Consider the following 19,148-nt stretch of genomic DNA (forward strand, 5'->3'; position numbering starts at 1 on the left):
TCTCCTACTGTCCGCAGTTGATCGACTCGATCCCCAGGAACTCTGCCGACTGCCCAAGCTCTTCTTCGATACGGAGAAGCTGGTTGTACTTCGCGATACGATCCGTCCGGCTGGCCGAGCCCGTCTTGATCTGTCCCGCGCCTGTGCCGACAGCAAGGTCCGCAATGAACGTATCTTCCGTCTCGCCCGAACGATGCGAGATGATGCTTGTGTAACCGAAGCGGCGGCCAAGTTCGATCGCCTCAAGTGTCTCGGAGACCGTGCCAATCTGGTTCACCTTGATCAGGATCGAGTTCGCGACCTTCTCCTCGATGCCGCGCTGCAAGCGCCGGGTATTGGTAACAAACAGATCGTCGCCGACGAGTTGAACGCGGTCGCCTATCTTGTCCGTCAGCAGCTTCCAGCCGTCCCAGTCATCTTCGGCAAGTCCGTCCTCGATGCTGACGATCGGATACTGCCGCGACCACTCCGCCCAGAAATCCGCCATCTCTTCCGACGTCTTTTCGCTCTTGTCGGACTTCTTAAAGACGTAGCGTCCGGTGGCCTTGTCGTAGAACTCGCTCGCCGCAGGATCAAGCGCCAGAGAGATCTCTTCGCCCGGCTTGTAGCCGGCAAGTTCGATCGCTTCGAGGATTAACTCGATCGCCTCGGCGTTCGACTTCAGCGACGGCGCAAACCCGCCCTCATCGCCGACAGCCGTGTTGTAGCCCTTCTTCTTCAGCACGCCCTTCAGGGTATGAAATACCTCGGTCCCCCAGCGCAGCGCATCGGAGAACGTCTCCGCGCCGACCGGCATCACCATGAACTCCTGGAAGTCCACGTTTGAGTCCGCGTGCGATCCACCATTCAAAATGTTCATCATCGGGGTCGGCAGCAGGCAGGCATTCACGCCGCCGAGGTAGCGATAGAGTGGCAGCTTCAAAGCCTTTGCCGAGGCCCGCGCAACGGCCATCGAGACCGCGAGAATCGCATTCGCGCCCATCTTCGACTTGTTCTCGGTGCCATCGATCGCGATCATTGTCGCATCGATCAGCCGCTGGTTGCTGGCATCCATGCCGTTTAGCTCCGGCCCGATGATCGACTCCACATTTTCTACCGCCGTCAACACGCCCTTGCCGAGGTAGTACTCTTTGTCGCCATCGCGCAGTTCGACCGCCTCGTGCTCGCCAGTGGAAGCTCCGCTGGGCACGGCAGCGCGGCCCATCGCGCCTCCTTCAAGGGTCACATCCGCTTCTACGGTCGGGTTGCCGCGCGAATCCAGAATCTCGCGCGCGTGAATCGATACGATCTCGGTCATAACACTCCTGTCGGTTGATGTTTCAGATGTCTGGGATGAAACTCTCGCTGCTGGATCTCCAGCGACAATGCGATGGGCAAGCCGGTCGTTGAGCTTGGGGCGGCGATCGACCGCAACAGCGCGGCCACCCACGCCGCCGATCGTCTCGACAAGTTCTATACGTTTGCTTGTAGTCAATGCACTCCCCGCACACCGGATTCTAACAAAGCTGCATGAAGACAGTTGTTTCTCGAGATTCTCTTTTGTCGCGACGGTCAGCGAATCGCCCGGCTACACGTCCAAATGACGGGGTCGAAATGTCCGCCAGAAGTTAGTAGCACGCGCGGTTCCTGTCACGGATATTTGTTCTTGCCGCACGCCGCTACTTTTATTCTTCGTACAGGGTTATCAGAATGTGGATTGAATCCATTCCCCGAGGTATTGCACGCATGAATATGACATTCGCAAGAAGGTACACCGGACTTTGGCTCGCAGTCTGCTCGTTCGCCGCCGCTCCCATCCTCACAGTGGGTCACGCCCAGGCGCAGGCCACGGGCGTCTCAAATCCCCCGCCGGTCACGATTGAAGCTACGCCGGATGAGGCTCCTGTGCTGCATCAGAAGCCCTCCGCCGCTGTCGCCTATGCACCTGGTTCACCGGAGGCCCACGCAGTTCAGGCGCAGCCGCAATCGCAGGTGCCACCGGCCTCGGCGACCACCTATGGCGCCTATGTTCCCTATCGCCCTGCGGGCAGCGCAATGGCCGCCACACCACACGATCCCGACGGTGACATCGTGACGACTCCGGTCACGCAGCACGAGGCCAACGAGGACGCGGGAATCGTGACCTACGTTCCCTCTCGCCCGAATGAGGTTCCGAGCGGAACTCTTTTCACGGTACGCATTCGCGAGACCATATCGACCGCAAGCACTCCGGTCGGAACCAGGTTCACCGCCGAAGTAACGCAGCCGATGCAACATGAAGGCCGGGTAGTGATTCCGGTTGGCTCAGTTCTTCATGGCCGAGTGACGGTTGCGCGTGGCGGCCGCCGTATCGGCGGACCAGCGGCTATCCATCTTCTGCCGGAGTCCGTCACCCTGCCCGATGGCACGCACTACATTCTTCATGCGCAGGTGATCGACACCAGCGAGCACAATGTGACCCGCATCAACGATGAAGGGACGATCCTTCGGCGCGACCACGTCAAGGGCACCCTGGCCGCGATGTCGCTTACCACGGGCGGTGCCGCTGCCACAGGTGCGGTCTTCGGCGGAGTCCCCGGAGCCTTCATCGGCGCAGGAATCGGCGCGGGTGTGAGCACCGTCTGGTGGCTCAAGCAGGATCGTCAGGAGACTGTGCCGCAGAATACCACCCTGGTCTTCAGTCTCAGCACTCCCATGTCCATCACACCGGTCACGATGGGGACAGAATAGGTTTGTTTCACTTGTTGAAGATGAAGAGCCCCGGCAATCGCCGGGGCTTTCTGTCTTCGATACCAAACGGTTCGGGGGCCCAATCCATCGCGCCTTTGTTTCACGCGATGGATAGGACGTAAAGAGCTAATCCCTCACCTGCGCCAGCAGCCGTTTCCAGTTCTTCTTATTCCTGCTGTAACTCTTCTTCAGGTCTTCGAGAATCCGCTCGAAGTCGCCATGCCCTTGCAGCTTGCGCCACGCCGGATTCTTCGAGAACCAAGGATAGTTCTCATTCCCCAGATAGATCGCCCGCCTCAGCCAGTGAAGCGCTTCGGACTCATCCCCTTCCAGCGCAAAGTACGTTGCCAGGCGATAGGCCATCTCGCTATCCGCCTCAGCCGCTGAAAGCGTTTCCTCGAGAATGAAGGATGCAGCCTTCTGCCGGTCGCCGAGTTGGACGTAGCAAAGCGCGATCGTCGGAAACACAATTCGCAACGAAGACTCGTCGCTGACTACTGCTTCCAGCGTCTCAATCGCCTTATTCAAATCTCCCAGGCGCATCTGCTGGTAGCCCTGAGAGATCCGAAGCAGTGGCTGCCGTGGCTCCAGCGTCAACCCTTTATCAATCTCTTCACCGGCAAGCTCAAGCTGATTCTGATACTGATACACCCGCGCGCGATGGTTGTAGATCATCGCCGCGTTAGACGGATTCATGCGCAGCGAGATGTTGAACTGCTCCAGCGCCTCTTCGTACATGCCGTCGATGCGCAGCGTCTGACCAGCAACCAGATGCACGTTCCAGTCGTTCCCGGCCGTCTGCAACAGATTCTCGATGCCGTGGCGAGCAGACTCTTTCTCGCCCCGTGAGAGCAGCATGTAGACGCGATAAAGATTGGCCTCGACGGATGATGGATCGAGCGAAAGCGCCTTATCGAACGCACGCCGCGCCTCCAGAACGTGCATCTGGCCGCCTAGCCCATGCCGCGCATACTGCAGGTGCGTGATCCCAAGCCCGGACCAACCCGGAGCATAGTCCGGATCCTGCTTCACCACCGAATCAAAGAGATAGCGCGCCCGATCCAGGTCGTCCCGGCTTCCGGTCCGCGAGATGAACGACGAGAGCACGGCCCGCGCTTGCAGATAGTCCTCGGACAAGATCTGCGTCAACGAAGCATCGCGTGCATTGTCGCTGCTCGTCTTCAGGTCGCCGAATCCGTGTAGCGTGCTGAAGACCTCGTTCGTGATCTCCGATTGCACCGAGATCAGATCGAACGACTCCACATTGATCGATCCACCCGCGCGAACACTCTGCCCCGGAACATCCAGAAGCTGCCAGTTCAGGTCGAAGCCCTTGTCCGAGCTCATGAAGTTGCCGGCCAGGACGTACTGCACCAGCAGTTTTTTGCCCACGCTCAAGGGATCAAGCTGCTGCGTCGATACCGCCATCAGAGTGCTCGATGGCCGCACGACGAGGGAAGGCATCCGCGCCAGTCGCGCCCCGATTGCGTCCGCAAGCGCATATCCATAAAGAGGGGCTGTCGCTCCTGTCTCCGCTGTTCCGAGAGTGCCGAGGTTCACGAAGGGCAGCACCACAATGCTGTTCTGCTTCGCTGCCGTGGTCGCTCCAGGCTCGCGAAACCGCTCCGCGAGCATCGATAAAATACCGGTCGTCCGCTTCTCCTCTTCCGGAGTTTGCAATGCCAGCCGGCTCTGCGATGGCAGCAACGCGAGTGAATCGCCCGGCATGCCGACAGAGTCAAGCTGCATCTTCATCATGATCGTCTTGAGCGACTCGCGAACATCGGCGGCAGAGGCGAAACGCGCCGAGGGCTGTTTCTCCAGGCAGCGCAGGATTACCGACTCCAATTCGACCGGCAGGCTGGGAACGATCTCACGAATAGGCGTCGGATCGGCAAACTGAATGGCACGGATGCTCTGGAACTCCTGCGCGTCGGGACGATGGAACGGGTGCCTTCCCGTCGCAAGCTCGTACAGGATCAACCCCAACGCGAAGATGTCCGACTGCACGCTCGACTGCCCGGTCACAAACTGCTCCGGTGCCATGTAGGCGATCGTCCCTCCGCGCGCGGTGTAAGTGCCGCCCTGCGCCGCTGTCCGCTTGTTCGTCGGTCGTGCCGGGTCGAACTCCGCCTCATCCGCGTTCAGCCGCCGCGCCAGACCGAAGTCGAGAATTTTGATCAGACCGCCCTCGGTCAGCATAACGTTCGCAGGTTTCAGGTCACGGTGGAAGATGCCTAACTGGTGGGCTGCGGAGAGCCCGTCGGCGATCTGAATACCGCCCGAGAGAACGAGCTGAAGACTCGACGGCCCCGCCTGGATGAGCTTGTCCAGGCTCTTTCCAGGGATGTACTGCATGACGATGTAGGCCTCTTCAGCGTCCCCCGATTCGTTGGGAGTTTCGCCCACATCATAGATAGCGCAGACGTTAGGATGATCGATGGCCGAGGCCAAACGTGCTTCGCGAAGCTGTGTCGTCCGCATCTGCTCCAGCGTCAACGCGCCTCGTTTCAACAGTTTCATGACGACCGGGCGCTGCAGCAGCGTGTCGTTCGCAAGGTACACGACTCCGCTTCCGCCAGCTCCAATCTTGCGGACAAACTCGTAGTGCTCGATGATGCGTCGGGCCATGCCTTCATTATCGCAAGTTGTTGCGCCGAAAAGATGAACCTTCTGATACAGCTGCGCCTCGGGATCAGTGCCAATCCGTTATGAGAACGGAGCTTCCACGACATCTTTTCAATTGGAGGTCAATATCAGACAAGTGTTATTGGACGCCTTGATAATGAGGCGTGATAGGCTGGACAACCCCTATCTTCCGTGTTGCAATCACAGTTCCAAGGCTCTGCATAGGGTTATCTCTATGCAACGCACAGATCCCAGCAGATCGGTCCTAAACGTCACTTGAGTTTGGAAGGTGCTGAATGCCCCTCGGGAAGTACAGACGTTTGTCGATCACTGGGCTCGCCCTCTTCGGGGCGTTCGTGGGAGCGGCCGGTGGCTACTGGCTCTGTCATCTGTCGCGGGTTCGGGCAGCCAATCTCGCTCTCTCCAGCTATGCTTCCGACCTCGCGAACCACGCCAACGACTATGGTGCGGAACTCCGCGCCATCAAGATGGCTTTCAACCCCTCCGGCTTTCCTCTGTGCTCGCCCGAAGAGATCTCAAAGATGCGTGACCTCGCTTTCCGTTCGCTCCAGGTCAAGGACATCGGGCGGCTCCAGAACGACAAGCTGGTCTGTTCTGGTTGGCTTGGAAAACTCCCCAAACCCTGGATCATGCCGAAGCCCAGCATGACACTCCGCGACGGCTCCCTGGTCTACTCGGACATTCCTCTTGCCATCGCCGGCGATAGTCGCGGCGTCGTTCTGTCCCATATGGGAGTCGACGTTGTCCTTAGTCCGAAAGCATTCGATAGCTGGGACCGTCCCGGCATGCGGAATATGATTGTCATGGTCAACTTCGCCACGGGGCAGATCACCCACATCGCCGGCGACAACATGCCCGTTGAACCGGCCCTGATACTCGCCGAAGGCCAAACTGAGATGGACGGCAAACTTTACTCCGCCCGCTGTTCCCGGCAGAACGCCCTATGCGCCGTGGCCGAGGAGCCGACTCAAGTCGCCTTGAGCGACACCAACTTGCTCCAGTTTGAGTACATCCTCATGGGGGCATTGGCTGGCTTTGGCCTTGGCCTGGCCATCGCCCAGTTCTATCTGCAGCGCATTGGCCTCGCCCAGCAACTCCGCCGCGCCGTTCGCGATGGCACGCTCCGCCTCGTCTACCAGCCGCTCATCGAACTGCCCTCCGGTGCCTGTGCGGGCGCTGAGGCGCTTCTCCGCTGGTCCGACGACGAAGGAAACCCCATCGCACCCGACTTTTTCATCCGTATCGCCGAAGAGCGTGGTTTCATCAGCGAGATCACCGCCTTCGTCATCCGCCGGTCCATTCAGGAGGTCGGCGATATCCTCAGAAACCACCCTGAACTTACTCTCGGCCTCAATATTGCCCCCGCCGATCTGCAGGGCGAAGCCCTTTTTCAACTCCTCGACCTTCACGTCCGGCAGGCTGATATCCGCCCTCGCCAGGTCGCTCTCGAAATCACCGAGCGATCCACCGCCGATATCACTCAACTCCGCGAGGCCGTACTCCGCCTCCATATGGAGGGCTATCAGGTTCACATCGATGACTTCGGCACCGGCTACTCCAGCCTCGCCTATCTCCACGAACTGGCCGTAGACGCAATCAAAATCGACCGCGCCTTCACCCGCACGATCGGTACCGACGCAGTCACCGCCTCCATCCTGCCCCAGATTCTCGCTCTTGCCGCATCCCTCCACGTTGAGGTTATCGTCGAGGGCGTTGAGACCGAAGAGCAGGCGAACTATCTCACCGCCACGGGCAGCGTGATGCAGGTCCAGGGTTGGTACTACGGCAAACCAGTCTCGGCAGACGAACTGCCTAAATATAAAGAAGACATGGCCCGCAGCACCGAGGCTGCTCTTTCTGGTTTGCAGTTACATGACCACTAACCGAGCATAGCCTAGAGCCTGGGGCCCTCGCTGCGCTCCCACGGTCTCGGAGTTACAGGATCGTCCTGCCACTTTTGCTGCCTTCCAAAGAAGAACATGATCCCGCCGAAGATCAGCATAGCCACGCCCCACCACAGGTTGAGGTTGATGCCCATGGACTTCTCGTAGATTCCACTGTTCCGCGTGATCAGCCCATAGACCGACATCATCCCGCCCGTAATGAGGAAGATCAATCCTAGCGGTACGCGAATATCAAGTCCCATCGAAACTCTCCAATTCTTATGAAGGCTGGACCTAAGTCCGAACCTAGGCCCAAACTAAGCAAAGATGAGGTTCAGCGCCACCAGCAAGACGAGCACCCCGATGCCCAGCGTCGCTGGCTTCTGCCACCAACTCAGATGGGCCTCAACCGGCCTCGGCGTGAGCGAATAGACAAGTCCCACCAGCTCCGACTCCCGGCGCGGCTTCGTCACCAGGCTTACCACCACCGTCACGACAAAGTTCACGCTGAACGCAAAGATCGCCGTCCAGAAGTTCTGCGCCATGTCGCTCGGATAATGATGAAGCACCTTGATCCATCCGCCGTGAAGTCCGGCCAGAGCTCCGTCGGGAAGGGTGAGGCCGTGATGCACCAGCGCGGCTGCCGTTCCGGCGATCAAGCCCGTAAACGCTCCATGCCCGGTGGTCCGCTTCCAGAACATTCCCAGCAGGAAGGTCGCAAAAAGAGGCGCATTCACCAGCGAGAAGATCAATTGCAGAGCGTCCATGATGTTGTTGAAGCCGGTCGCCGCGTAGGCCGCACCGATTGAGAGCAGGATTCCGCCAACCGTTGCCACTCGTCCCATCCAAAGATAGTGCGCGTCCGTGCCCCTTTTATTGATGTAGGCCTGGTAGATGTCATACGTCCAGACTGTGTTGAAGGCAGTGACGTTCCCAGCCATACCCGACATGAAGCTGGCGAGCAACGCGGTCAGACCCAACCCCAGGATTCCCGTGGGGAAGAAATGCAGCAGCATCACAGGGATGGCTAGATCGTAGTTGTAAACCGCGTTGCCGTCGGTATCGAACTCTTCCCGGCCACTGCGCGGGTCGGTCTTCACTGGAATCAGCCCATGCGGCCTACCCGGTCCTTCAGGCAATGCCTGGTGTGCAGCCGTCAGAGCCTGCGGATGTTGTACCGGCATCGCCGCTGGCTGCGCCATGTGCGAGGTTACCGACACGGCGATCAATCCTGGCAGGATCACCAGAAACGGAAAGAACATCTTCGGGATTGCTGCGATCAGCGGCACCTTGCGGGCTGACTCCTCGGAGTCAGCCGCCAGTGCTCGCTGGACCACGAGAAAGTCGGTGCACCAGTATCCGAAGCTCAGCACGAATCCGAGGCCCATCGCCAACCCAACCCACTCGACCCCCAGCGAATTCGTTGACGCGTGCTCCATACCGTGCCAGGAGCGCGTCATCGTGACCGGAAGGGTGTGCTTGATGCCCTGCCAGCCGCCGACATTCTTCAGACCAATCCAGACCAGCGGCGCGAAGGCCGCCACGATCAGGAAGAACTGCAGTACCTCGTTATAGATAGCGCTCGTCAGGCCGCCAAGAAAGATGTAGCCCAAAACGATCGCCGCAGAGAGAAGCACCGAGACATGAAAGATGTACTGGTCCGGGATGATGCCGTGAAAGAGTCCCAGCGTCTGGATCAGCAGCGCCATGGCGTACATGGAGATGCCCGAACTGAAGACCGTCATGATCGCGAACGTGAACGCGTTCACTGCCCGCGTCTTTTCGTCAAAACGCAGCCGTAGATACTCCGGGACGCTCCGCGCCTTGGAACCGTAGTAGAACGGCATCATGAAGACGCCGACGAAGACCATCGCTGGAATCGCGCCGATCCAGTAAAAGTGGCTGGTTACGATGCCGTACTTCGCACCCGAGGCACCCATGCCAATCACTTCCTGGGCTCCCAGATTCGCCGAGATAAACGCCAGTCCGCAGACCCACGCCGGAATCGACCGGCCGGCCAGGAAAAAATCGTTGCTCGTCCTCATGTAGCGCTTCAGCGCGAAGCCGATGCCGAGAACGAAGACGAAGTAGACCAGCATGATCAGCCAGTCGATGTAAGAGAGGTTCACGGTTTCCCTTAAGTGATTCAGTGGTAATTCGTTGCGGCCGCAGGCTTCCCCACGCGGCACCTGAAAACATAGCCTCGCAGCAGGGAAAACTGCCACTTGAACCATGATACGTGTAGCGACCGCTATATCCCTCGAGACCGCACCACTCTGGCGATAGATTTTCTGTGATCAGAAGACACCCCAATCCGAGTTGTGTGCATCAAATCGTTTTGAACTTTGCCCGATTTTGGTTGAAACACCCTATAACGAACAGCAACCGTCCCCAGAGCCTCTTCATTTGACGACGACACCGGCACCGACCATCCTCCTCATCGATGACAACGCCATCCAGGCGGCGACCCGCCAGACCATCCTCAAGCGCGTTGGGTACTTTGTGATAGCGGTTCTCAGTCCGCAGCGTGCCCTCGAACAGTTGCGCGCCGGAGAGTTTGCCGCTGACATTAGTCTTGTCATTACCGACCACGTCATGCCCGGCATGAATGGGTCGGCCTTCGTGGGGGCCTTGCGAGAGACCCATCCGAATCTTCCCGTTCTCGTTATCAGCGGCCTGATGGAGGCCGAAGCAGAGTATGCGGATCTCAATATCGTATTCCGCCTGAAACCGCTGCTTCCAGACAGCCTTTTGGCCACCGTTCATTCGATGCTTCGGGGACCCAACGAGGGCGACGGCCCTGAACCCGCGGTGGTCTAGTTTCACCGATCTCAGAGGAATTGCTTGTTGACGTCCAACTTCCGATGGGGTTCCGCCTATATCGTGCGATTGACTGAAATCCGATAACCGGCATTCACATTGCCGATTCCCGCTCCAGTTGAGAGAATTACGCTGGAGCCAAAAAATGACGTCGCACCCTATGCCGGAGTTCGGGAGCTTTTCGCTCCTCCTCGCGCTCGTCCTCAGTGCCTATACCCTGGTCTTCGGGGCAATCGCACTCCTCCGCTCCTCCGCGACCCAACGCATAGACTCCGCCAGCCGCCTGGGTGAGACCGCCCGCCGCGCCGGCATTGGCAGCTTCATTGCGATGACCTGCGCCGCCTTCGCTCTGGTCTGGGCGTCCTACACCAACGACTACTCCGTCGCCTACATCATGCACCACACCAACCGGTCACTCGCCAGTTGGTACAAGTTCTCCGCCATTTGGTCGGGCCAGGAGGGTTCGCTCGTCCTCTGGGCTTGGCTGCTGACTACCTACGGCTTCGTCCTCCGTCTGCGCCATCGCACCGATGTCCGGCTCTTCGCCTTCGCCTCGACCATTCTCGCTGGCATCCAGGTCTTCTTCCTTCTTTTGCTGAACTTCGCCGCGCCGCCGTTCTCCATCCAACCCGGCCCGACGCCGCTCGATGGCAACGGTCTCAATCCCCTGCTGCAGTATCCCGAGATGGTCATCCATCCCCCGATGCTGTACCTCGGCTACGTCGGCTTCGCTGTCCCCTTCGCCTTTGCCCTCGGTGCTCTGATGATGCGCTACCCCGGCGAGAAGTGGATCCACATCACCCGCCGCTGGACGATGGTGACCTGGCTGTTCCTCACCTGCGGTATCTTCCTCGGAGCCCACTGGGCCTACTCCGTCCTCGGCTGGGGCGGCTACTGGGGATGGGATCCGGTCGAGAACGCTTCGCTGATGCCCTGGCTCACCGGCACCGCTTTCCTGCACTCCGTCATGATGCAGGAGAAGCGCGGCATGATGAAGAACTGGAACGTCTGGCTGATCTTCTCGACGTTCATGCTGACGATCCTGGGAACGCTGCTCACCCGCTCCGGCCTCGTCAGCTCCGTTCATGCCTTCGCGCAGTCAAACATCGGAGACTGGTTCTATGGCTTCATCCTGATCGTCTTCGCCGTCTGCCTCTTCGCTTTCTTCAAAAACCGCGACCACCTGAAGTCCGAGAACAAGCTGGAGTCGCTCGTCTCACGTGAGTCCAGCTTCCTCTTCAATAACCTCGTCCTGCTGGTCGCCTGCTTCACCGTCCTCTGGGGCACGCTCTTCCCTGTTCTCTCCGAGTACGTCACCGGCTCCAAGGCCACCGTCAACGCGCCGTACTACAACCGCGTCAACGTTCCCATCGGCCTCTTCCTCCTCTTTCTGACCGGGGTTGGGCCGCTCCTCGCCTGGCGTTCTACTTCCCTGCGTTCGATCCGCCGCAACTTCATCCTTCCCGGCGTCGCGACCGGCGTTACGGCAATCGTTCTGATGATCGCTGGCGTTCGCCCTTGGCTCGATGGCGACGATATGCACGCGACGATCTTCTCGCTGGTAACCTTCTCGCTCGCCGCTGGAGTCATCACTGCGATCAGCAGCGAGTTCCTCCGCGGCGCAAACGTCGTCCGCACTCAGAGCGGCAAGAACCTCTTCGCCTCGACTCTTCAGCTCGTCCGCAAGAACACCCGCCGTTACGGTGGCTACGTCGTCCACTTCGGCATCGTCGTGATGTTCACAGGGATCGCCGGTGGGGCCTTCAACACCTCGCACGAGATGGAGATGAACTTCGGCGACTCCATCCAACTCGGCCCGTACCGCCTCGTTTGCCAGTCCTTCAGCCAGGAAAGCAACCCGAACTACGACACCGAGTTCGCCCTCCTCGACGTGTACAAGTACGGCAAGAAGATCACCCAGCTAGCGCCCGAGCATCGCTTCTATATTGCCAGCCAGCAGCCCTCAACCATCGTCGCCCTCCACTCGACGCTGCAGAGCGACCTCTACGTCATCTACGAAGGCAAGAACCCCGATACCGACCGCCCGATCATCAAGGTCTTCCTGAACCCCTTGATCGCCTGGATCTGGATCGGCGTATTGATCGTGATCGCTGGAACCTTACTGGGCCTCGCCCCGAACCTCGCGCGCAACGCCTTCAAGACACCCGTAACCTCGGAGCAGACGAATCCGTCTCAGCTTATGGAAGCTGAGGTTCATCATGTCTAGATTCCTCCCCAAAGAAGCGTCATCTCGACCGAGCAACGCGAGTGGAGAGACCCCCGCATTTCGCCGTTACGCCGGCTTATTCAGCAGCCGTTTTCTGCAAGCCATCCTTATCGGCTGCCTCTCCATCGTGATGCTCGGCGCAGGAGATACAGCTGAGAAGCGTTTCGAGCGCGTCGGCCACAACATGATGTGCGCCTGCGGCTGCGGGCAAATCCTGCTCGAGTGCAACCATGTTGGCTGCCCCGACTCCGAGCGCATGCGCCACGAGTTACAGGCACAGATCTCCGGCAACGGCACTACTCCCGGAGATGGCTCCGCGGGAGGAGGCTTCGGCTCCGGCGGCTCCGACAAACAAATCCTCGACTGGTTCATCGCCAAGTACGGCGCGACCGTCCTCGCCGCTCCCCTTCGTGGCGGATTCGATAATGTGGCTTGGATCACGCCCATCGCCCTCTTCCTTGCAGCGATTCTTGGCACAATCGTGATCATCCGAGTCTGGAAATCGCGCACGCAACAACGAGCGCCGCTCAAGATCAAAGGCATGACCACAGCCAGTACCGACGAGCTTCGCGAGCGTATTCGCCGGGAGACACTCTATTGAACGGCCTCCTCCCCATCATCGTCCTCACTCTGGGCATCTTTGCTTACATGTTCTGGCCGGAGAAGAACCCCTTCGTCCAGCGTGACAAGACCCGCGCCGATTATCTCCGCGAACGCAAGGATGTCATCTACGACAACTTGCGCGACCTAAACTTTGAGTACCTCGCCGGCAAGCATCCCGAGCCCGACTACGCCGAGCAGCGTGCTGCTCTCGAAGATGAAGCCGCACAGGTCGTCGCCGAACTCGAAGGCCTCTCGCCACCGCCTGCTAGACTTCGCAAGAATGCATAGTCATCTGTGGTCGAGAGTGCCGTCATTCTGAGCGCAGCGAAGAATCCCCGCATTTCGCTTTTCCGTAGCCACCAAGAAAGTCCGGAACACAATCATCCTATGAGCTTCTTCAAGACATCCGCAGCACTTTGCCTGCTCTCTCTCGCCGCACTCACCGCCGCAGCCAACGCCCAGAGCTCCATCAAGGGCACCGTCACCAACAAGACCACGGGCAAACCGGCCGCCGGCGATGACGTTGTCCTTATTCGCCTGCAGCAGGGTATGCAGGAGAGCACCCGTGGCAAGACCGACAGCAAGGGCCGCTTCTCGCTTGCCGTGCCCGATCCCGGCGGCGTACATCTCGTCCGCGTGACGCATGACAAGGCGAATTACTTCCAGCCGGTCCAGCCCGGCACTGACACCATTGACGTCGAGGTCTTCACCGCCGCCGCCAAGGTGGAAGGCATCACCGGCGAAGCGGATGTGATGCGTCTCCAGACCGATCCGAGCGGAGCATCGCTGAACGTCGTCGAGAACTTCTTCGTCAAGAACGATTCGACTCCGCCCAAGACCCAGTTTAGCGATCACCCCTTCGATTTCTACCTGCCCGCGGGCGCAGTCATCGAAGGCTCTGCCGCGCTCGGCCCGGGCGGCATGCCCGTCCGGTCTGCTCCGGTTCCGGTTGGCGATCCCAACCACTACACCTTTATCTTCCCCATCCGCCCCGGCGAGACCCGTTTCCAGGTCAGCTACAAGCTTCCCTACAAAGGCAGCCTCGCGTTCACGCCCAAGCCCGGTATGGTCACCGACACGATCGCCGTCATGATGCCCAAGAGCATGACCTTCAAGGCTGATAGCAGCGCTCCCTACTCCTCGGTCACGGAAGAGACGACGGCCCAGACCTACGTAGCCCGCAACGTCTCCCCATCGCAGCCGCTCGGCTTCACTGTCTCCGGCACAGGCCAGCTACCGCGCGAAGACAACGCACCTGCAGGCGATGGAAACTCGGCGCAGGGTGCAAATGGAGCCGCAACGGGCGGTCCGGTCACCTCCGCGAACGACACCAAGCCTGGTATTGGCCTCAACAATCCCATCGACCCCGAAGGCAACAACGACCCCTGGGCCAAGTACAAGTGGTGGATCATCGGCGGCCTCGGACTCGTCCTCGCCGCGGGCGCAGGCATCATGCTGAAGCAACCCTCGCCGCAACCAGCTACCGGTCCGGATGGGCGCGTCGCGGTAATTCCGGTTGCAACCATGGACACAAGCTCTCCGACACCGGCATCAACATCGGGCGGTGGAGTTCTTTCAGCCCTCAAGGAAGAACTCTTCGCGCTTGAGACGGATCGGCTCCAGGGAACGGTCTCTGAGTCGGAGTATGCCGAACAGAAGGCCGCTCTTGAAGTCCTGATGCGACGTGCACTGGCGCGCAGTTAGCCACCGCATTCATCTCCTCCAACATCCGAAGTCCTGATCTTTCGAGATCAGGACTTCGCCATCTCGGCCTTTACTGGAAATGCCGTAATACGCAGCTTGCCCGCCGCGTAGGGATGCAGAGCGATCATCTCCGGTGCATCGGCTGCAGAGACCGGACTAACCGGAACCGCCGCAGCGACGCCGTCCTCTGCCCGCCACGATGGAACTTTGTGAGCCGAGGCCATGATGCGAACGGGAGCTCCCCTTAGCGAGAAGGGCGCGTCCCCGATGGGAAGCTCTTCCACCTTCAGACCTGCCTTCGAGCTTGCAGAGACATCCAACGCATAGTTCCACGCCGTCGCCGGATAGACCTGCCAGTCGCTAGCCTTGTCTCGCTCCACCAGCTTCAGCCATGACCCGCCAATGGCATACGAGAAGACCAGTGGCCCGCGATGGATAGAAACGGATTGATGGAACCCCGGTAACACCCGAGGTTCCATCGGCAAGCGGAGCTCCACGGTATCGCCGGCATGCCACTCCCGCTCGAGGTGAATGAAGCCATTCGCTCCGCTGCTCTTGACCGCCTTCCCGTTGAGCATGACCTCATGCGAACTGGCCCACCCCGGAATCCGCAGCCGAACGGAAAACTTCAGTGGCCTCGCCGGACTCACCGCAACGTGAATCGTTCCGCGAAAGGGATAGTCCGTTGCTTCCACTAGCCGCACCGGGACGCTGTGGACCTTCGTATTTACCTCGCAGGGCGAGTATGCCGCAGCAACCAGACCGCCGTCCGCCGAGGCCATCCACAAGCTGTTTGTGAACTTCGGCCATCCCTGGTGGAAGTTCGCCGTGCAGCAGCCGAAGTTCGGCTCGAGCCCATAGATATTCGACTCCGGTCCGTCTGTGGTCCACGGCTTTCTGTGCAGACTCACCTCAACCTGATTGGGCTCCTGGTTATACTGGTGCGCCCACATGTCGTCGGTGAACGCGCCGGGAAGCGCGTTGAAGGCAAGCTGCTCCAGTCGGTCGCCAAGCGAGGCATCGCCGAGAATGGACATACCCACCTCGAGCGAGTACATCGCTTCAACGACGGTACACAGCTCGCTGCCCTGCGATGGGTTCCGCCCAGCGAAGTGCTCGTCGCAGGAGAACATGCCGTTGGGCAAGCCATGATATTTGTCGAGCGCCGCCAGCATCTGCTCCATGCCCTTGCGATCTTCTTCCTTGCCCGAAAGCAAAGACCAAACAGGCGCGGCCTTCAAGGCCTGCCCGTTGTTCACCCCATGCGTTGAGAGCGCCGTATCACCCAGCCCATTCTTCTCATCCAGATGTATCCGCTCGGGCGTGACCGGCTCGGTATACTTGAAGTCAGCGAACTGCGCCTGCCAATCGTGCCCCTGTTCATGCAGCAACTTCGCTAGCGTTAATAGGCTCTCATCGCCCGTCCGGTTGTAGAGCCATATTGCCGAGAGTGCATTGTCCTGCCAGCGGAATTTTCCCCAGTCGCGAAGCGGCCGCGTGGGCAATGTTTCAAGCTGATACTTGAAGTATCTTGCCATGAGCGGCATCACGCGTGGATCGCCGGTAGCCTCTTCATATTGCGTGAGCACCTTCAGCATGACCATGCGCGGCCACCAGTCATCGTTGCTGGCCGGACCGATCATCCCGTTCGGCTGCTGATGGGTCAGCGTCCACTCGATGAAGCGCTGCGCCTTCGCCTTCAGCTTCGCATCGTCGAGTTGATATGCGAGCGGGAGGAGCCCGTCGACGAAGTAAGGCCCACGCTCCCACGATTCGCCCGTACCGCCGAGCCATCCACTGTTCGGGCCAACGTCGGCCCATACCTCATCGAGATGTCCACCAAGTCCGTCGGCCTGGATTTGCAACTGCCGCTTGAGCCATCCGCGCGGAGCAATCGATCCCATCGGTAGCGGATAGAACGCGCTGGCTGCGAGTAGTGACTTATTGGTCGCAACTTCACGCTGGGAGCCGTTGCTGTCCTCCGTACTCGCAACCGCCGAGAGACCGCTCATCGCGACCGAACCACTTGCCGCTATAGCAGCGGAGGTCTTCAGGAATCGGCGCCGGCTCGCGATCATTGCCCGACTTTCCCTGTTTCTCCAATCGCCGCAGAGGCCACCGGCGTTCCCCGTCCGGTAAGCTCCCGGATCAGGTCCACCTCGTGCTGACGATAGGGCGTCCCATCATTCCTGAAGACCTCGTGGAACCAGACCGTCGGCTGCGATAGCGTATACGGGCGGTCCCACGAATCCCACGGTAGATAGGTCTGCGTCTGCCCCGCGACCAAGCCCCAGTTGATTGCGCCAACGTTATATTTCTTAGCGATGGGAAGGCTTCCATCGAACGTCGAACCAGCCCCGCGAGCCATGTACTCCGTGCAGATGATCGGCCGGTGCAGCCGCTGAAGCTCCCTGATGCGAGCCTCGAACTCCTCAGGCCAGCCGTAGTTATGGAAGGAGATTACGTCCGACTCTGCAAGCTGAATCTTCGTCGTCTCGCTCTCCTTCGCAGGATTCGACCAATCTCCTTGCCAAACGCCGCTGGTAAGCGGCTGCGAAGGATGGACCGAGCGAGCCCACTCAAAAGCCTTTGGCAGAAGTTCATCTACCCGCTTCACCTTGGCTGCTTCGTCTGCCGCCTTGTCGCCGCCTTTGTTGTCCGGCTCGTTCCAGACATCCCAACCGAGGATTCGCGGATCATTGGCGAACGCTCCAACCACTCCTTCAACGTAAGCCTTCAACTCCGGCTCCACGGAGCGATCGAGCAGCCTCTGCTTCCCCGGACTCTGTACCCATCCAGAGTTGTGTACCCCCGGGATCGGTGGGTGTTGTGGTCCCAGGTGGGGGTCCGTCTCCCAGCAGGAATCGAAGAGCACCAGCAGCGGACGGATGTGATGCTTCGCGGCGATCCCGAGAAACGTGTCCAAACGCTTCTTGAAACCGTCGGGGTCCTGCTTCCACAACTGGTCCTGCAGGAAGACCCTTGCGGTGTTCATGCCAATCGACTCAGCCAGCCCAAGTTCGTGATCGTTGATAGCTGGATCGAAGGTCTCGGCCTGGAACATGACCAGCTCATTGATCGCATTTGAAGGGATGAAGTTCGCACCGACTAGCCAAGGCTGTTGGGCGTACCAGTCGTTTGCTTTTTGTTCGGACCATCGTCCCTTGGTTTGTGTACGGGCCTGGCCTGGAATCATGGCGAGCAAGAGTGCAAATGCAAGGGCGGTGCGGAACTTCATACGGAAACCTCTAAGCGAAACGGGTTACTTGAACATCAACAGTGGAAACGTACATGATCCTGCAAGCGGTTACATTCCCCGGGAGATTGAGACACGCCCCGGCGTTTCTCCTCAGACGTGCAGCCTATCCGCGCGGCGTCTTTTTAGGCTGTGCGCCTCACCGGGTATAGGTCCCGCCGACCGGCGAGGTACGAAGATCGGTTGTATCTTGTACTGCGCGCCGTCCCTGGGCTCCTTGGACGGCGGATCCTGTGTGCCCAGCAACGCCTCGATCGCCGTACGCGCGACGTCCTTGTGGGGGATACGGACGGTCGTGAGAGGAGGCTCGGTGAAGGCGCTCAACTGAATGTCATCAAATCCGATAATGGATATGTCCTGGGGGATTCTCATTCCCGCCTCGAAGATCGCCCCCATCGCTCCAATGGCTGTGAGGTCGTTCGAAGTGAGCACCGCTGTCGGTCGATGCTCGAGGGCCAGGATGCGCTGCATCGCCCGGTAGCCTCCGTCCGGACGGTGATTTCCCTCCTGCACATACTCTGCTTTGGCAGAAAGATGCTCCCGCGCGGAGCTCTCCATAAATGCCTGATAGCGAGTTCGTGCCGAGTTGAGATTGAGAGGGCCACTGATGAATGAGATGTCTTTATGCCCGAGTTGGGTAAGGTAGTGCATCGCCATCTCGACCCCTGCGGGGTAATCGATGTTAATGCGGCTTATCCCGGGGGCTGGCTCGCCTGTATCGAGGAACACGACAGGAATCTTCCGTTTCAGGAAAAAACTGATCACATGCTCGCTGATCTCAGAGGTCATAATGGCGACGCCGTCGACCTTGCGCTGCAGCATCCGAGTGACGCAGTGCATTGTGCGGTCGGGATCGTAGTCGGTGTTGGCGATGAGTACTTCTTTTCCCTGGCTTACGGCGATGTCCTCGAAGGCCTTAACCAGCTCAGGAAAGAAGGGATTGGTGATGTCCGAGATGATCAGTCCTAGAAGATTGCTACGCCCGGACCCAAGCGCGCGGGCGTTCGTATTCAAGACAAAGTTCAACGTTTCCATGGCTTTACGCACTCGCGCAGCCGTGTCTGGACTCACCTTGGGTGAGCCATTGATCGTGCGCGAAACAGTAGCCGTGGAGACGTTGGCGAGCTTTGCAACAGCTTTGATGTTCATAGGCGGGTCAGTTCGCGGGTGCAAAATACGCGTTTGAAGAATCTTGCTAAGATAGCGTGAATTCGGTTACATCGTCTACGCGGTATGCGAGAACAAACGATCTTCTACCGGAATTCGATCAAATAAAGCGTCTGTTCCTCAAGTTGAA

At 59.3% G+C, this 19,148-nt stretch carries 14 protein-coding genes; 7 read left to right on the forward strand and 7 right to left on the reverse strand.

The features are described 5' to 3' along the window. Window positions 1–4: 4 nt before the first annotated feature. A complete protein-coding gene (gene eno, locus OHL18_RS10135; RefSeq protein WP_263374742.1) occupies window positions 5–1,297 on the reverse strand; it encodes a phosphopyruvate hydratase in 1,293 nt (430 codons plus the stop codon). A 428-nt stretch (window positions 1,298–1,725) separates the two neighbouring features. Between eno and OHL18_RS10140 the strand changes: the two genes are divergently transcribed. Then, window positions 1,726–2,709 carry a hypothetical protein gene (locus tag OHL18_RS10140; RefSeq protein WP_263374743.1) on the forward strand — a complete coding sequence of 328 codons (984 nt, stop codon included), beginning with the start codon at window positions 1,726–1,728 and terminating at the stop codon, window positions 2,707–2,709. 126 nt (window positions 2,710–2,835) lie between these two features. Here OHL18_RS10140 and OHL18_RS10145 read toward each other — a convergent pair whose 3' ends face one another. Next, window positions 2,836–5,340 (reverse strand): serine/threonine-protein kinase, encoded by a 2,505-nt coding sequence (locus OHL18_RS10145; protein WP_263374744.1) that lies wholly within the window; start codon window positions 5,338–5,340, stop codon window positions 2,836–2,838. A gap of 317 nt (window positions 5,341–5,657) precedes the next feature. On the opposite strand from OHL18_RS10145, the gene OHL18_RS10150 reads away from it, so the two are divergent. Further along, a complete protein-coding gene (locus OHL18_RS10150; RefSeq protein WP_263374745.1) occupies window positions 5,658–7,241 on the forward strand; it encodes an EAL domain-containing protein in 1,584 nt (527 codons plus the stop codon). 11 nt (window positions 7,242–7,252) lie between these two features. Here OHL18_RS10150 and OHL18_RS10155 read toward each other — a convergent pair whose 3' ends face one another. Then, a complete protein-coding gene (locus OHL18_RS10155) occupies window positions 7,253–7,504 on the reverse strand; it encodes a hypothetical protein (protein ID WP_263374746.1) in 252 nt (83 codons plus the stop codon). Window positions 7,505–7,558: 54 nt separating this feature from the next. Beyond that, window positions 7,559–9,370 (reverse strand): sodium:solute symporter family protein, encoded by a 1,812-nt coding sequence (locus OHL18_RS10160; RefSeq protein ID WP_263374747.1) that lies wholly within the window; start codon window positions 9,368–9,370, stop codon window positions 7,559–7,561. Between the two features lie 277 nt (window positions 9,371–9,647). Here OHL18_RS10160 and OHL18_RS10165 point away from each other — a divergent pair, with 277 nt between their 5' ends. From OHL18_RS10165 to OHL18_RS10185, 5 genes are all read left to right on the forward strand, one after another. Then, window positions 9,648–10,061, forward strand: coding sequence for a response regulator (locus tag OHL18_RS10165; protein WP_263374748.1), 414 nt, complete (start codon window positions 9,648–9,650; stop codon window positions 10,059–10,061). A gap of 145 nt (window positions 10,062–10,206) precedes the next feature. Then, entirely contained in the window at window positions 10,207–12,288 is a 2,082-nt protein-coding gene (locus OHL18_RS10170) for a heme lyase CcmF/NrfE family subunit (protein ID WP_263374749.1), read from the forward strand. After that, a complete protein-coding gene (locus OHL18_RS10175; protein ID WP_263374750.1) occupies window positions 12,281–12,889 on the forward strand; it encodes a cytochrome c-type biogenesis protein in 609 nt (202 codons plus the stop codon). Before OHL18_RS10170 ends, OHL18_RS10175 begins: the two co-directional genes overlap by 8 nt. Continuing rightward, window positions 12,886–13,179, forward strand: a complete 294-nt coding sequence (locus OHL18_RS10180; RefSeq protein WP_317890486.1) for a hypothetical protein — start codon at window positions 12,886–12,888, stop codon at window positions 13,177–13,179. Before OHL18_RS10175 ends, OHL18_RS10180 begins: the two co-directional genes overlap by 4 nt. Before the next feature lie 99 nt (window positions 13,180–13,278). Further along, entirely contained in the window at window positions 13,279–14,595 is a 1,317-nt protein-coding gene (locus tag OHL18_RS10185; protein ID WP_263374751.1) for a carboxypeptidase-like regulatory domain-containing protein, read from the forward strand. Between the two features lie 47 nt (window positions 14,596–14,642). On the opposite strand, the gene OHL18_RS10190 is transcribed toward OHL18_RS10185, so the two are convergent. The 3 genes from OHL18_RS10190 to OHL18_RS10200 form a co-directional block, all read right to left on the reverse strand. Beyond that, the gene (locus OHL18_RS10190) at window positions 14,643–16,673 is read right to left on the reverse strand and encodes a glycoside hydrolase family 127 protein (RefSeq protein WP_263374752.1); all 2,031 of its coding nucleotides are present in this window, start codon (window positions 16,671–16,673) and stop codon (window positions 14,643–14,645) included. Next, on the reverse strand, window positions 16,670–17,833 hold the full coding sequence (locus OHL18_RS10195) for a cellulase family glycosylhydrolase (RefSeq protein ID WP_263374753.1): 1,164 nt from the start codon (window positions 17,831–17,833) through the stop codon (window positions 16,670–16,672). Before OHL18_RS10195 ends, OHL18_RS10190 begins: the two co-directional genes overlap by 4 nt. A gap of 111 nt (window positions 17,834–17,944) precedes the next feature. Further along, a complete protein-coding gene (locus tag OHL18_RS10200) occupies window positions 17,945–19,000 on the reverse strand; it encodes a LacI family DNA-binding transcriptional regulator (protein ID WP_263374754.1) in 1,056 nt (351 codons plus the stop codon). Window positions 19,001–19,148: the final 148 nt, after the last annotated feature.

The sequence above is a fragment of the Granulicella aggregans genome, assembly GCF_025685565.1.
Classification (GTDB): domain Bacteria; phylum Acidobacteriota; class Terriglobia; order Terriglobales; family Acidobacteriaceae; genus Edaphobacter; species Edaphobacter aggregans_B.